Origin of the sequence: Bacillus sp. LK2 (assembly GCF_001043575.1) — a bacterium.
In the GTDB taxonomy this organism is placed as follows: Bacteria; Bacillota; Bacilli; order Bacillales; family Bacillaceae_G; genus Bacillus_A; species Bacillus_A paramycoides.
Genome location: NZ_LDUK01000016.1, coordinates 60557 through 74764 on the forward strand (window position 1 = coordinate 60557; position 14208 = coordinate 74764).

Annotated in this window: 15 protein-coding genes and 1 pseudogene; 11 read left to right on the plus strand and 5 right to left on the minus strand. The window is 36.3% G+C overall.

The window, feature by feature from the left end:
• Positions 1-6: 6 nt before the first annotated feature.
• The 3 genes from sdhA to VK90_RS11790 all read left to right on the plus strand — a co-directional run bounded on the left by sdhA (position 7) and on the right by VK90_RS11790 (position 3093).
• The gene (sdhA, locus tag VK90_RS11780; RefSeq protein WP_000676747.1) at positions 7-1800 is read left to right on the plus strand and encodes a succinate dehydrogenase flavoprotein subunit; all 1794 of its coding nucleotides are present in this window, start codon (positions 7-9) and stop codon (positions 1798-1800) included.
• Positions 1793-2554, plus strand: coding sequence for a succinate dehydrogenase iron-sulfur subunit (gene sdhB, locus VK90_RS11785; RefSeq protein ID WP_025147524.1), 762 nt, complete (start codon positions 1793-1795; stop codon positions 2552-2554). Before sdhA ends, sdhB begins: the two co-directional genes overlap by 8 nt.
• 92 nt (positions 2555-2646) lie before the next feature.
• Positions 2647-3093 carry an acyl-CoA thioesterase gene (locus VK90_RS11790; RefSeq protein WP_048372949.1) on the plus strand — a complete coding sequence of 149 codons (447 nt, stop codon included), beginning with the start codon at positions 2647-2649 and terminating at the stop codon, positions 3091-3093.
• A 35-nt stretch (positions 3094-3128) separates the two neighbouring features.
• Here VK90_RS11790 and VK90_RS11795 read toward each other — a convergent pair whose 3' ends face one another.
• Positions 3129-3908 carry a M15 family metallopeptidase gene (locus VK90_RS11795; protein ID WP_002173659.1) on the minus strand — a complete coding sequence of 260 codons (780 nt, stop codon included), beginning with the start codon at positions 3906-3908 and terminating at the stop codon, positions 3129-3131.
• A gap of 263 nt (positions 3909-4171) precedes the next feature.
• Between VK90_RS11795 and motA the strand changes: the two genes are divergently transcribed.
• Entirely contained in the window at positions 4172-4966 is a 795-nt protein-coding gene (gene motA, locus VK90_RS11800; RefSeq protein WP_048372952.1) for a flagellar motor stator protein MotA, read from the plus strand.
• On the plus strand, positions 4956-5744 hold the full coding sequence (gene motB / locus VK90_RS11805; protein WP_048372954.1) for a flagellar motor protein MotB: 789 nt from the start codon (positions 4956-4958) through the stop codon (positions 5742-5744). Before motA ends, motB begins: the two co-directional genes overlap by 11 nt.
• A gap of 26 nt (positions 5745-5770) precedes the next feature.
• Here motB and VK90_RS11810 read toward each other — a convergent pair whose 3' ends face one another.
• Positions 5771-6598 carry a 5'-nucleotidase, lipoprotein e(P4) family gene (locus tag VK90_RS11810; RefSeq protein ID WP_025147519.1) on the minus strand — a complete coding sequence of 276 codons (828 nt, stop codon included), beginning with the start codon at positions 6596-6598 and terminating at the stop codon, positions 5771-5773.
• A gap of 272 nt (positions 6599-6870) precedes the next feature.
• Between VK90_RS11810 and VK90_RS11815 the strand changes: the two genes are divergently transcribed.
• From VK90_RS11815 to VK90_RS11825, 3 genes are all read left to right on the plus strand, one after another.
• A complete protein-coding gene (locus VK90_RS11815; protein ID WP_048372956.1) occupies positions 6871-7755 on the plus strand; it encodes an ABC transporter ATP-binding protein in 885 nt (294 codons plus the stop codon).
• A 2-nt stretch (positions 7756-7757) separates the two neighbouring features.
• A complete protein-coding gene (locus VK90_RS11820; protein WP_048372958.1) occupies positions 7758-8984 on the plus strand; it encodes an ABC transporter permease in 1227 nt (408 codons plus the stop codon).
• Positions 8985-9102: 118 nt separating this feature from the next.
• A complete protein-coding gene (locus VK90_RS11825) occupies positions 9103-9534 on the plus strand; it encodes an Rrf2 family transcriptional regulator (RefSeq protein WP_002173653.1) in 432 nt (143 codons plus the stop codon).
• A gap of 59 nt (positions 9535-9593) precedes the next feature.
• Here the strand turns inward: VK90_RS11825 and VK90_RS11830 are convergent, their stop codons facing one another.
• A complete protein-coding gene (locus VK90_RS11830) occupies positions 9594-10259 on the minus strand; it encodes an MIP/aquaporin family protein (RefSeq protein WP_048372959.1) in 666 nt (221 codons plus the stop codon).
• A gap of 139 nt (positions 10260-10398) precedes the next feature.
• The gene (locus tag VK90_RS11835) at positions 10399-11364 is read right to left on the minus strand and encodes a DMT family transporter (protein WP_048372960.1); all 966 of its coding nucleotides are present in this window, start codon (positions 11362-11364) and stop codon (positions 10399-10401) included.
• Positions 11365-11465: 101 nt separating this feature from the next.
• Here VK90_RS11835 and VK90_RS11840 point away from each other — a divergent pair, with 101 nt between their 5' ends.
• Entirely contained in the window at positions 11466-12038 is a 573-nt protein-coding gene (locus VK90_RS11840; RefSeq protein ID WP_002173651.1) for a helix-turn-helix domain-containing protein, read from the plus strand.
• A gap of 69 nt (positions 12039-12107) precedes the next feature.
• Here VK90_RS11840 and VK90_RS11845 read toward each other — a convergent pair whose 3' ends face one another.
• A complete protein-coding gene (locus VK90_RS11845; protein ID WP_002173650.1) occupies positions 12108-12293 on the minus strand; it encodes a PspC domain-containing protein in 186 nt (61 codons plus the stop codon).
• A gap of 211 nt (positions 12294-12504) precedes the next feature.
• Between VK90_RS11845 and VK90_RS11850 the strand changes: the two genes are divergently transcribed.
• Both VK90_RS11850 and VK90_RS11855 read left to right on the plus strand, forming a co-directional pair.
• Positions 12505-13746, plus strand: a complete 1242-nt coding sequence (locus VK90_RS11850) for an amidohydrolase family protein (protein WP_048372963.1) — start codon at positions 12505-12507, stop codon at positions 13744-13746.
• Positions 13747-13777: 31 nt separating this feature from the next.
• A pseudogene (locus tag VK90_RS11855) lies at positions 13778-14113 on the plus strand (purine/pyrimidine permease); the annotation flags it as partial.
• Between the last annotated feature and the right edge of the window lie 95 nt (positions 14114-14208).

Sequence of the window (14208 nt, forward strand, 5' to 3'; positions counted from 1 at the left end):
GAGAGCATGAAAGGGAAACTTATAGTAGTCGGCGGTGGCTTGGCTGGCTTAATGGCAACGATTAAAGCGGCAGAAGCAGGGGTAAATGTTGAACTGTTTTCATTAGTACCAGTAAAACGTTCACATTCTGTATGTGCCCAAGGTGGAATTAACGGTGCCGTAAATACGAAAGGTGAAGGGGATTCTCCATGGATCCACTTTGACGATACAATTTATGGTGGGGATTTCTTAGCGAACCAACCACCAGTTAAAGCGATGTGTGAAGCAGCACCTGGTATTATTCATTTAATGGACCGCATGGGTGTTATGTTCAACCGTACGGAAGAAGGACTTCTTGATTTCCGTCGTTTTGGTGGAACACAACATCACCGTACAGCATTTGCTGGCGCAACAACTGGTCAACAATTACTATACGCATTAGATGAGCAAGTACGTCGCCATGAAGTAGCAGGACTTGTAACGAAATATGAAGGTTGGGATTTCTTACGAGCTGTTGTGGATGACGAAGGTGTGTGCCGAGGAATCGTTGCACAAGACTTACAAACTATGGAGATTAAAAGTTTCCAAGCTGATGCCGTGATTATGGCAACAGGGGGCCCTGGTATCATCTTCGGAAAATCAACGAACTCCATTATTAATACAGGTACAGCTGCATCTGCTGTATATCAGCAAGGTGCATATTATGCGAACGGTGAGTTCATTCAAATCCATCCAACAGCAATTCCTGGAGACGATAAGTTACGTCTTATGAGTGAATCTGCACGTGGTGAAGGTGGACGTGTTTGGACATATAAAGATGGTAAGCCATGGTACTTCTTAGAAGAAAAATATCCAGCTTACGGAAACCTTGTACCTCGTGATATTGCAACGCGTGAAATCTTTGATGTTTGCGTAGAGCAAAAACTAGGTATTAACGGTGAAAACATGGTATATCTAGATCTTTCTCATAAAGATCCAAAAGAACTAGATATTAAACTTGGTGGAATTATTGAAATCTATGAGAAATTTACAGGTGATGATCCTCGTAAACTACCAATGAAAATCTTCCCAGCGGTTCACTATTCAATGGGCGGATTATGGGTTGATTATAAGCAGATGACAAGTATTCCAGGTTTATTTGCAGCAGGTGAGTGTGATTATTCTATGCACGGTGGTAACCGTCTAGGTGCGAACTCACTATTATCAGCAATCTACGGTGGTATGGTAGCAGGACCGAATGCAATTGAGTATATGAAAGGTCTTTCTAAATCATCTGATGCTGTGTCATCTACTGTATATGAGCAAAATGAATTAATCGAAACAGAGAAATTTAACAATATTTTAACGCTTGATGGTAACGAAAATGCATATGTTCTTCATAAAGAGCTTGGAGAATGGATGACAGATAACGTTACAGTAGTTCGTGAAAATAAAAAATTACTAGAAACAGATGCGAAAATTGAAGAGTTAATGGCTCGTTACAAACGCATAAACATTAACGATACAGCAAGATGGAGTAACCAAGGTGCTTCATTTACACGCCAACTTGCAAATATGTTTGAGCTAGCGCGTGTTATTACAATTGGGGCATACAACCGTAATGAAAGCCGCGGAGCGCATTATAAACCAGAATTCCCAAATCGTGATGATGCAAACTTCTTAAAAACTACGATGGCAAAATTTGAAGGAGAAGGAAATGCACCAGCATTCCATTACGAAGACGTGGATGTTTCATTAATTAAACCACGTAAACGTGACTATTCTTCAAAACATGATGTAGCTGCTAAGGGTGAAGAGAAGGGGGATAAACAACATGTCTGAGAAAACAATCCGCCTCATCATTACGAGACAAGATGGACCAGATGCACAAGAGTTTGAACAAGAGTTTGAAATTCCGTATCGTCCTAATATGAATATTATTTCGGCGCTTATGGAAATTCGTCGTAATCCTGTTGACTCAAAAGGAAACCAAACAACTCCAGTTGCATGGGATATGAACTGTTTAGAGGAAGTATGTGGAGCATGTTCGATGGTGATTAACGGAAAACCACGTCAATCATGTACAGCTCTTATTGACCAATTAGAACAACCAATTCGCTTAAAGCCGATGAAGACATTCCCAGTTGTACGTGATTTACAAGTTGACCGTAGTCGCATGTTTAACGCGTTAAAACGTGTGAAAGCTTGGATTCCAATCGATGGTACGTACGACCTAGGACCAGGTCCAAGAATGCCAGAGAAAAAGCGCCAATGGGCATATGAGCTTTCAAAATGTATGACATGTGGTGTTTGCTTAGAGTCATGCCCGAACGTAAACAGTAAATCTGACTTTATTGGACCAGCACCACTTTCACAAGCGCGTTTATTCAACTCGCATCCAACTGGTGAAATGCATAAAGCAGATCGTTTACGTGCAATTATGGGTGATGGAGGACTTGCAAACTGTGGTAACTCTCAAAACTGTGTGCAATCATGTCCGAAAGGTATTCCATTAACAACTTCAATTGCAGCATTAAACCGTGATACAACAATTCAATCGTTCAAAGATTTCTTTGGTAGCGACAATAACTATTAATAAATATTGCCTCTTCATTTTGAAGAGGCAATATTTATAACTGAATTTTTCTGTTTATTCTGTGTATTAATAAAAGAAAAGGAGAGGGAACAATGAAGAGAATTTCTTATATTGAAGACTTTGAGCAGTGGGAAAGTGGTTTTTCATTTTATAATCCTGTTAAAGTTCGTTTTGGTGAAGTAGATATGTTTGGCCATGTGAATAACGTCGTTGCTTTTACATATTTTGAAGAAGCACGTATCGCATTGTTTAAAGAACTTGGATTTATGCAAGAATGGACACATGAATCTTCAGAAACGATGATAGTCGTCGCAGATCTACAATGCAATTTCATAAAACAAATTTATTTTGATGAGCATTTGAAAGTATATGTAAAGGCAGGGACGGTTGGGAATTCTTCTTTAGATTTACACTATATGGTCAAAAATGCAGAGGGAGAAGTTTGTTTAGTTGGGCGTGGAACAATGGTGCAAGCATCGAAAAAAACTGGAAGAGGCGAACCATGGCCTGAAGAATGGAAGAAGAAGTTGCTACAATAATAGAATGAAAAAAAATAAGAGAGCGATTCGCTCTCTTATTTTTTGTCCTCCATCGCCTCTTCTAATGTTAGATGGTGCTTATATATGTATGTGGCGTATGGATTACCAACGTAGCGCAAGTGCCACGGTTCATATGCATACTCTGTTGTCTTTGTTTTATCCTCTAAATAACGAATGACAAATCCGAACTCATGGGCATGTTCTGCAACCCATTTTCCCTCTGCGGTCTCTCCGAAGATTGGTTCTAATTGGAATTTAGCAGATTTTGAGCTAATATCCATTGCTAGACCAGTTTGATGCTCGCTTGTTCCAGGAATTGCACTTACTGAATCAGCTTCAGCTTTTCCTTGGCGTTTAATATATGTGTTATGTAATGATTGTTGGCGTTTGTAAGAACGGTAACCTGAAACTGCTGTAAGTTCTAAGCCTTCCTTTTTCGCTGCTTGGAACATTTTTTCGAGCGCGTCTGAAGCATCTTTACGAAGTAATGTTTTCTCCTTATCTTTTGGACTAGTAAATGGTACGTTCGGTTTAGTTAAATCTTCTGGAATGTACCCATCTGGTAATTTACGATGTTTATTGACCAATACAAGATCAGAATCTGGATTTGTTACAACGGAAAAATTATCATCTAGTTTCTTTGCATTATGATCAGCTTTTGGAAAAGCAGGAATCTCTTCTTTTTGATGGTTATTATGTTTTTGACTTTCGACAGCTTTCGCCTCATTCTGTAGTGGTGATTTAGAACCGAAGTAAGCGAAAGATGTGATACCGATTACAATAGTAGCGGCAGAAATAATTACTATTTTTTTCATGATGCCCTGTAATCACAGTCCTTTCTTAATAAAATTTGTATTATTATTGATTATAAATCTAGTTTGTTGAAAAAGAAATATAAGAGTCGTAACGTAATAGAAATGCAAAGAAAATGTCAGAAAATGTGTGAAATTGTAGAATTTTTTCACATAATTCATTTCTTATCTTTCATGTAATTCATTTTTTATGCAATATATATATAATAAGATGTAACGATTATCGAGAATAAAGGACTTCTTGTATAGACTAGGAGTGAATGGGAATGGATTTTGCAACAATTATTGGAATCATTTTAGGAGTAGTGGCGGTAGTAGTGGGGATGGTCGTCAAGGGCGCTGACGTAATGGCCTTAATGAACCCTGCCGCAGCATTAATTATTTTTGTCGGTACATTTGCTGCAGTATGTATTGCGTTTCCGATGAATCAACTAAAAAGAGTTCCAAAATTATTTAAAGTTCTTTTTGGTTCAAATAAAAAAGATTTAAGTTATGAACAGTTGCTAGAATTATTTGTTCATTGGACATCTGAGAGTAGAAAATATGGTATTTTGTCTTTAGAGCAACAATTAGATAAAATTGAAGATGAATTTCTTTTGCGTGGTATGAAATTTGTTATTGATGGCGTATCTGCGGAAGATTTAGAACAAATTTTAGAAGCCGAATTAGAAGCAATTGAAGAGAGGCATGCAAAAGGGGCTGCTATTTTTTCGCAAGCTGGTACATATGCACCTACATTGGGGGTTTTAGGTGCTGTTATCGGTCTTGTAGCTGCGCTTGGAAATTTAACTGATATTGAAAAGTTAGGACATGCTATTTCAGGTGCGTTTATTGCAACAATTTTCGGTATTTTTTCGGGTTACGTATTATGGCATCCATTTGCAAATAAATTAAAGCAAAAGTCTGCCGCTGATTTAGAGAAGAAATGTTTAATTATTGATTGTTTATTAATGTTACAAGAAGGTACATATCCGTTTATTATGAAAAACCGCATTTTAGGTGCGCTTTCTGCGACTGAGCGTAAGAAGCTAGAAAAAGGAGCGGAAAAAAATGCGGAGTAAGAAAAATAGAAGAGGTAAAAAGAAAAAACATGAAGAGCATATTGATGAAACTTGGTTAATTCCGTATTCTGATATGCTAACGTTGTTATTTGCGCTGTTTATTGTTTTATTTGCAATGAGTAGTATAGATGCTGCGAAATTTAAACAGATGGCAGTAGCTTTTCGCAGTGAACTAGCAGGTGGAACAGGAAATAAAGAGTTTTTAAGTGATCAAAAACCGAATGAGGAAAAAGAATTATCAGCAAGTAGCCTTGAGGCAGAACAAGCAAAAAAACAAGAAGAGGCTAGAGCTAATGAAAAGAAAGAAATGGATGAGTTGAAAGCATTACAAAAAAAGATTGATCAATATATTAATGAGAACCAATTATCCTCTTCTTTTCAAACTAAGTTAACCGAAAAGGGATTAATGGTGACGATATTAGAGAATGTACTATTTGATTCAGGGAAAGCAGATGTGAAATTGGAATCGTTAGGGATTGCAAAAGAGATGTCTGATTTACTTGTTTCAGCAGCTCCTCGTGAAATAACTGTATCTGGTCACACTGATAATGTTCCAATTGCCAATGCGAAATTTGCATCAAACTGGGAATTGAGTACACAGCGAGCTGTGAACTTTATGCAAGTATTGCTTCAAAATAAGGAGTTGCCACCAGATAGTTTTAGTGCAATTGGTTATGGAGAGTATCGTCCAATTGATAAAAATGATACACAAGAAGGAAAGGCAAAGAATAGGCGTGTGGAAGTGTTTATCTTGCCTTTAACAGAGAAAACAAAATAAAAGAGGATGGCTTTCGCCATCCTCTTTTATTTTGCATCAAATGATTTTAAGTTGTCACGACGAATTTTATCTTTTTCTGCATCTGATTTTTTGAAATCATAGTCATATAAAGCGCCTTCCCAATCACCATACATTGGATTAGGGAAAATGATGAATTTCTCACCAAATTGTGCTTTTGATTCTTCTACTGTTTGATTGCGATCTTTTACAGATTTTCCATCAAAACCAGTGAAATCAGATAAGTTATCACCGAAGAATAGGACAATATCATGTGTTTGAGAAACAAGTTCACGGCGTTTTTCTTTTCCTTTTTCTTTCGGGTCTTGTAGTAATATGTGTTCTTTCGTTGCTTGAGGAGCACCTACGCGCTCGAGATTTTTAATTGTTGCATCTAGTTGATTCGTTTTACGATTTGAGATGTAGTAAATATCTACACCTTTAGACTCTGTATATTTTAAGAAATCAATCGCGCCTGGAAGGGCTTCAGCTTCAGCCTTATTAATCCAATCGTCCCATTTATAAGGGTAGCCTTTTCCTGTTTTTACGCTCATTGCTTGATGAGGACTGTTATCTAAAACAGTTTCATCTAAATCAAGTACGATAGCAGGTTTTTTGTTTGTACCTTTTGCAAGAGCTGCATCAAGCTTCAATTGACCAATATTGTATCCTTGGTAGTACAGCGCTTTCGTTTCGCCAGCTGTTTGATACCATAAATCAGCCATCAATTGCTGGTCTGTTAATTTTACTTTCTCTTCTTTTGCCACTGTTTTCTCAGCTGTTCCTGAACATGCTACAAGCGATGTGGAAAGAACGGCTACAGATAATAAAGTGGTAATACCCCTCTTCATCTTCATATGTATCCTCCTTGATGTTAGAAAATCAATTAATATTATATATTAAAATATAATATTTTTTGTATTTTTTTTTATGAACATTTGCATATTGTCTTTTGTATATATAGTAGTTTGTCCTATAGTAGATAAGATGCATAAAAAAGATGCGATAAAAACTAAGTAGCTGAAGAAAAGGAATGTATATAAGAAGATGGAATAAGGTTACTATATGTTGTTTTTTAAACAATCATATTATGAAAGCGAGAATGCTATTGAAGGGGAGGATATATACATTGAGTTTACAAATTCAAAACTTAACGAAATTATTTGGAGAATCAAAAGCAGTTAATGGTTTGCAAATCTCGTTACCAAAAGGTGAAGTGTTAGGGTTACTTGGCCGAAATGGTGCAGGGAAAACAACGACGATTAAAATGTTACTAGGTTTATTAACGCCAAATGAAGGTTCTATTACGTGGGATGGAAAAGAATTTGGTAAAAGCGGGATAACGATTGGATATTTACCAGAAGAAAGAGGATTATATACAAAAAGTAGAGTAATAGATCAACTACGCTATTTTGGTAGATTAGAAGGAATGACGAAGAAAGAAGTGGATCTTGCAATTGATCACTGGTTAGAGCGATTAGCAATCCCAGAATATAAATTCAAAACAGCGGGAGAACTTTCGAAAGGAAACCAGCAAAAAATTCAATTAATTGCTGCTCTTCTTCATGATCCAGAGCTTCTTATTTTAGATGAACCATTTAGTGGACTTGATCCAGTTAATGCTGGGATGCTAGCTAGTATTATTGAAGAACAAGTACAAAGGGGAAAGACAATTATTTTATCAAGTCATCGTATGGAGCAAGTAGAAGCTTTTTGCCAGCATGTATGTATTTTGAAAAAAGGTGAAGCGGTCGTAGAAGGTCAATTAAGTGATATAAAGAAAGAATATGGTTTTCGTAATTTAACGGTTGAAGATACAGTAGAGAATGAAAAAGGGCTCGAAGTTATAGATGTTCCGTATGAAAAACAACAAGGCCTTCTTTATGTGAAAATACAAGACGATGCAGAAGCTCTAAAGATTTTGCAACAGTTGCAAGAACAAGGTGTTAGCTTACGACAATTTAAAATGTTAGAGCCGACATTAAACGAAATCTTTGTAGAGAGGGCGAAATAAAGATGCGTAAATTTTCTCATGTATTTTCATTTTATTTTAGGGAAGCGTTTTTATCTAAAAAATCATTAATTACAAGTGCAATTTTATTTTTAGTTGTGTTTGGTATTTTTGCATTTAATCATTTTACTTCAGGTGGAGATAAAAATAAGGATAAAGATAAAATTGCAGTTGTAACAGAGAGTTCCACCTACAAAATACAAAAAGAAGAGTTAGATAAGTTATTACCATCAGCAAAAATAACGGTTGGTTCAAAGGCTGATTTTGATAAACTGCATAAGCAAGTAGAAGAAGGCGATTTAGATGGTCTATTCCATGTGACGGAGAAGAATGGAGCCCCATCGGTTACATATATGTATAATGGATTCCCAAGCCAAGCAACTTCTGCAATTATGGCGGGGTATTTAAAACAACAATATACAATGGTGACGATTGCAAAAAATAATGTTTCGCCGGAAATTGCACAGCAATTACAAGCAGAAATTCAAGTAAAGCAAGAAGCGATAAAAGACCGTACGTCTTCTTTCGGAATTGCGTATTTCTTTACATTTGCTTTGTATATGTTTATTGTTGCTTTCGGGAATACAATCGCAATGAATATTGCATCTGAAAAGGCGTCACGCGTAATGGAAGTGATGCTTCCGAAAGTAAAACCTCTTACGATGATGTATGCGAAAATCTTAGCGGTTGTTTCAACGGCGTTACTACAACTTGTAATACTGGCGTGTGGTTATCTTATTCCTTATTTGTTAGGTTGGGTCGACTTAGAAAGCGCCTCATTATTTGGGATTCCGATTGACTTTACAAAATTAGATGCAAAAGTTATAAGTATGTTTCTTGTCTATTTCATTACGGGATATTTACTTTATGCGATGATGTACGCTGCGGCTGGAGCTGTTGTGTCTAAGACAGAGGATTTACAAGCTGTATCTTTCCCGGTAATGATTTTGATTATGGCTGCATTCTTCATTAGTATTAAATCATTAAGTGATCCGAATAGTACTATTGTCGTTGTAAGTTCGTATGTTCCGTTTTTTACACCGATGGTTACCTTCTCGCGTATTGTAGCTGGTGAAGCAGATATGTTAGAAATTACGATAACATTAGTAGTTTTATTGGCGACAATTGGTATATTAAATGCTATTACAAGTCGTATTTATGTAAACGGTGTAATGAATTACTCCGACAAAGTGAAATTTAAAGATTTAGCGAAATTTATAAAGCGTCAATAAGGAGAGAAAAGCATGATTTTCTAGTGGAATCATGCTTTTTCTTTATGTATAAATTAAAAATAGTATATAATAATAAGAGTTGTCTTTTAATAGAATGAATAAAAAGGAGGGTGTGCAGATGGGAATTAGTAGTCGTTTTACAGTAGGTGTTCATATGTTAACGTTACTTGCAATAGATCGAAACTCTCGCTGTACCTCTGAATGGATTGCTGGTAGTGTGAATACAAATCCAGTTGTGATTCGTCGCATTACAGGAATGTTGAAGAGAGCAGGACTTGTTGATGTACAAGCTGGTAAAGGTGGTACGACACTTGCTCGTGATTTAGATGAAATTACATTACTTGATGTATATAAAGCTGTGGAAGTTGTAGAAGAAGGACACCTATTTTCTTTCCATGAAAATCCCAACATTGAATGTCCAGTAGGAGCTAATATTCAATCGGTATTAGAAATTATTTTAATGCAAGCGCAAGAAGCGATGGAAAACGTACTTGCAAATGTAACGGTAGACCAATTAGTTACAAATTTGAAGTCTAAAATTAAAGAATAAAAAAGCGAGCATCCTCATAATGAGGGCTCGCCTTTTTTTATTCGGAAATATTGAAAATTCTATTTTTCAGTATTTAAAATAAACTTTCCTACAACAGCTGCTACGATACCACCAAGAATTGGTGCAACGATGAATACCCATAGTTGAGAAATTGCTTCTCCGCCAGCGAATACAGCTGGTGCGATACTACGAGCTGGGTTAACAGATGTTCCAGTTAACGGGATACCTAATAAGTGAATTAATACTAATGTGAAACCAATTACTAGTCCAGCTAAAGAAGAACTTCCTTTTTTACCTGTTACAGCAACGATAACTAAAACAAATACGAAAGTTAAAATGAATTCAACTAAAAATGCTCCAGATAAACCAAGAGTTCCAAAACTATTTTGTCCTAAATTATCTAAAGGTAATTTAGCAGATCGTAAAATTGTTACTAACGTTGCAGTTCCTAATAAACCACCTAAAATTTGAGCTAATAAATAATAGCTAAGTTCCATAGCGTTCATTCTTTTGTTGATGAACATAGCGATTGATACTGCTGGGTTAATGTGACATCCAGAAATTGTTCCAATGCTATATGCCATAGCCACAATAGATAATCCGAAAGCCATAGCGATACCTAATGTTCCAATTCCTTCAATTCCGCCGCCAATGACAGCTACTCCAGTTCCGAATAGTACAAGTACAAATGTACCAATAAATTCAGCAATTGCTTTTTTTAACATAATTTACCTCCTATTAATGCACATGAAACGTATTATAACATAGGTTTTAGTATAAATAGCTAATGAAATTCTATTCTGATAAATCTGAATAGGGGGACAGTAAAAAAGCATGATTCTATAAAGAAGAATCATGCTTTTTTTATGCTAATTTTTTCTGTTTAACGACTGGAACAGAACGGTTTAAAACACTATTTACGACCATGCCTAGCATGATAATAATCATCCCAATCAGTGACAGACCACCAGGAAATGAACCATTTAAGAAAATAATCTCACCGAGCACGGTAAAGACCATCGTTCCAGCTTGTGTTGCTTCAACAGCTCCAAGTAAACCAAGATTGTCTTTTGCTAAGTCAGTAGCAAAGAAAAATGTCATCGTCGCAATAACTCCGGAACATAATGCTAACAAAAACCCTTGCAGCATTTGACTTGATGATGGAATACCAGTAGTGGAAAATCCGTATATACTAAGTAAAATTGTAATAGGGAGACTTCCGATCGCCATTCCTAATACACGTTGGAATGTATCAAGACGCCCGCCAACAAGTTCCATCATTTTTCGGTTACCGAAGGGATATAAGAAAGCTGCTAAAACGACGGGTAAAAAACCAGAAATGAACTGAGTCATTGTAATATGACCCGCTGCAGTAGTTTGCATACAAATTACACCAAGTAAAATAAATAATGCTACATATAAACTGCGCAGTGGAATTTTTCCGCGCACAAGTTTTGTACCAGACTTTGTTTCTATTTTAATGAAAAATAATGGTGATAAAAGTAAACCTGCTAATATCGTAACTTGCCAAGTTCCAGCAACGAGCCAAGCTGGAGAAAAAACAGCTGCGAAACTTAATAAAGAATAGAAGCCGATGCCAGCGACGGAGCCCCACCCAATCCATGCAAATGGATGTTTCTTTAACTCTGCCCATAAAGCTCCTAAGTTTTTGCGAAATAAAACGATAAGGAATAAAATAGGGAGAGCAAATAGAAAACGGAAGGAAGCAGTCCAAGCCCAGCTTGTTCCAGATACATTCATTGCTCTGTTAATAATAAAGGTTGCAGAAAAAAAGGCCGATGATAAAAGACCTAGTAATATTGCACGCATGAAATATAACACTCCTTTTGAAAATAAATAATTATGTATAGTATAATATACTTTAATTATTAAAAAGTAAACTATTTTATACTTTAAGGTGGTTTTTAAAGATGAAAGAAAATGAGGATATGCAAACGAAAGAAGTCATTCAGCAAGTAGGTCAGCTATTAAGACAAATTCGAAATGAACAAAAATTAAGTTTAGAAGATTTAGCCCAAAAGACAGGTGTTAGTAAATTAACGCTAGGAAAGATTGAAAGAGGTGAAACGAATCCAACATTAGCTGTCATTTGGAAAATTACGAAAGGGTTATCAATCCCTTTATCGAGATTGATGGTGGTTGGAGAGCCAGTAGCTGTTGCACGCTGCGGAGAAGGGTTTGCAGTAGATGTAGGACAAGCGTGGCACTTAGAAACGATGTTCCGTTACACGAAAGAAACAGGGATGGAAATGCACCGAGCTTGTTTAAGAGCGCATAGTATATATGAACCTGAAGCTCATCATGAAGGAGCAATTGAGCTTGTAACGGTAATGAAAGGGAAAGTTTCTATTCAAGTTGAGAATGATGTGTATGAGCTAAATGAGTTTGATTCCATTCAATTTGAAGCGAATAAGAAACATAGTTATAAAAATGAAGAGGATGAAGTGGCGGTATTGCATTTAACGATGAAATATTCTTCATAAAAAAATCACCTATAGAATTCTATAGGTGATTTTTTTATATGCACTGCTAAAGTATATTAAATGATGTTATTAGTACGAACGTGGCATGAGTAATAAACAAATGAGATAAACTAAAAACCCTGTTCCAAAACATAGAACGGCAATAAGCCAGATGATACGAATGAGAGTAGCGCTAATATCAAAATATTCGCCTAAACCTCCGCATACACCAAATAACATTTTGTCAGTTTCAGATTTACATAATTTCTTCGACATATAATGAGCCTCCCCTTTTTATATCATCATTGTGAAAATTTTATGTGTGCGTATGTACTTTTATTCTATATGGGAATTTACGGGAATACCATTTGATTATATTATTTTTTTCAAAGAGGTTCATAGCTTGTTAATTGTCTTAATTTTCAGTTGATATTAAAATAAAAATGAGGGTGTGACGTATTTTCTAATATAAGGTGGGGAAATGGTAATGACATTGTATTGGTTGACTAATGTAAAGCTTGAAACAGGTTATACATATGAAGAAGCGAAAATTTCACAAACGGAAACAGAGATATACAGTCTTCTTATTGAAGATGGCATAATTAAAAAAATTATATCGGGAATCGTTCAAGAGGAAGGAACTTTAATTTTTGATGCTAATCGTTTATTAGTTTTACCAGCTTTCGAAGAGATGCATATTCATATCGATAAAACGTATTATAGTGGACCTTGGAAAGCTTGCATGCCAGCAGAAAATATTTTTACACGTTTTAATGAAGAAGAAACGATTTTGCCAAAGCAATTAGCAACTGCTCAGCATAGGGCGGAAAATATGTTAGAGTTACTGCTCCGAAATGGCGCAACGAATATTAGAACACATTGTAATGTTGATCCAATTATTGGACTTCGTAATTTGGAAGCAACATTAGCGGCTTTAGAAACATATAAAGATCGGTTGTCTGGTAGAATAGTTGCATTTCCGCAACATGGATTATTGCGCAGTAATTCTGTACAACTTGTGAAAGACGCAATGCGTATGGGCGCGCAATTAGTTGGCGGAGTGGACCCAGCTACTGTAGATAATGACATCGAAAAATCATTACATACAATTATGGATATTGCAGTAGAGTTTAATGCGGATGTGGACATTCATCTGCATGATGCAAATAACCTTGGAACGTTTACGATGAAGAGATTGGCGAGCCTAACAGAGGAAGCAGGATGGCAAGGGCGTGTAACGATTAGCCATGCACTTGGACTTGGAGGCGTTACTGATAAAGAAGCTGAAGAAGTGGCAGAAAGATTAGCGGCATTAAAGATCGATATTACTTCAACTGTTCCAATTGGTAAACAAGTAATCCCAATTCCATTATTAGATCGAAAAGGAGTTAAAGTTTCATTAGGAAATGATAGTATTACAGATCATTGGTCTCCGTTTGGAACGGGAGATATGCTTCAAAAAGCGAATCGATTGGCGGAACGGTTTGGTTGGAGTGATGAAAGATCTTTAGGAAAAGCTCTTCGTTTTATTACAGGAGGGAAAGAAACGTTAAATAGTGAAGGGGAGCGAGTGTGGCCTAATGTAGGGGATGAGGCGAGTTTTGTTTTAACGAATGCAACATGTGTCGCTGAAGCGGTAGCTCGTCAAACGGAGAAGTGTGTAGTTATGTATAAGGGGAATGTCGTTATGGGGAATTTAGATCAAGTGAAATTAGATAATCTTGTATAGAAGAATCGTTTAGACGTTTTGAGAAGGGGTCTTATTTGCATGTGTGCTACTAGTTGTTATGTCGCTGTTTCCAAGTATTATCCGCTACCTAGCATCTCTGCCATCCGCGGTCGCATCTGCAGTTTTAATGGCTTCGTTCGTACAGCTAATTGGAATTGGATTTCATAATATAAAACAAGTGCAACTTAGCGAAAGGAATGTAACGATTTTAGGGGTTGCGGTATTATTTGGCTGCGGCGTTATGTTTTTACCGTTTGGAGCACTCCAGTCATTGTCATCTGTTATGCAAAATATATTCGGTAATGGTTTGTTTATAGGTACCGTTGTAAGTATATTGCTAGACCAAATATGGCGTACTGAGAAGTAAATGTATAAAACGAGTGCATAAACAGTATAAAAGTCTAAAATAACATAAGAAATAAAGCCCATTTTCATTCACCACCTGCACATTTCGTTCATACA

Bases quoted from the DNA above. Each gene is read 5' to 3' on its own strand.
- sdhB (WP_025147524.1), top strand. From the start codon at position 1,793: ATGTCTGAGAAAACAATCCGCCTCATCATTACGAGACAAGATGGACCA.
- VK90_RS11825 (WP_002173653.1), top strand. From the start codon at position 9,103: ATGGGAATTAGTAGTCGTTTTACAGTAGGTGTTCATATGTTAACGTTA.
- VK90_RS11820 (WP_048372958.1), top strand. From the start codon at position 7,758: ATGCGTAAATTTTCTCATGTATTTTCATTTTATTTTAGGGAAGCGTTT.
- VK90_RS11810 (WP_025147519.1), bottom strand. From the start codon at position 6,598: ATGAAGATGAAGAGGGGTATTACCACTTTATTATCTGTAGCCGTTCTT.
- VK90_RS11795 (WP_002173659.1), bottom strand. From the start codon at position 3,908: ATGAAAAAAATAGTAATTATTTCTGCCGCTACTATTGTAATCGGTATC.
- VK90_RS11840 (WP_002173651.1), top strand. From the start codon at position 11,466: ATGAAAGAAAATGAGGATATGCAAACGAAAGAAGTCATTCAGCAAGTA.
- VK90_RS11830 (WP_048372959.1), bottom strand. From the start codon at position 10,259: ATGTTAAAAAAAGCAATTGCTGAATTTATTGGTACATTTGTACTTGTA.
- sdhA (WP_000676747.1), top strand. From the start codon at position 7: ATGAAAGGGAAACTTATAGTAGTCGGCGGTGGCTTGGCTGGCTTAATG.
- VK90_RS11790 (WP_048372949.1), top strand. From the start codon at position 2,647: ATGAAGAGAATTTCTTATATTGAAGACTTTGAGCAGTGGGAAAGTGGT.
- motA (WP_048372952.1), top strand. From the start codon at position 4,172: ATGGATTTTGCAACAATTATTGGAATCATTTTAGGAGTAGTGGCGGTA.
- VK90_RS11850 (WP_048372963.1), top strand. From the start codon at position 12,505: ATGACATTGTATTGGTTGACTAATGTAAAGCTTGAAACAGGTTATACA.
- VK90_RS11835 (WP_048372960.1), bottom strand. From the start codon at position 11,364: ATGCGTGCAATATTACTAGGTCTTTTATCATCGGCCTTTTTTTCTGCA.
- VK90_RS11845 (WP_002173650.1), bottom strand. From the start codon at position 12,293: ATGTCGAAGAAATTATGTAAATCTGAAACTGACAAAATGTTATTTGGT.
- motB (WP_048372954.1), top strand. From the start codon at position 4,956: ATGCGGAGTAAGAAAAATAGAAGAGGTAAAAAGAAAAAACATGAAGAG.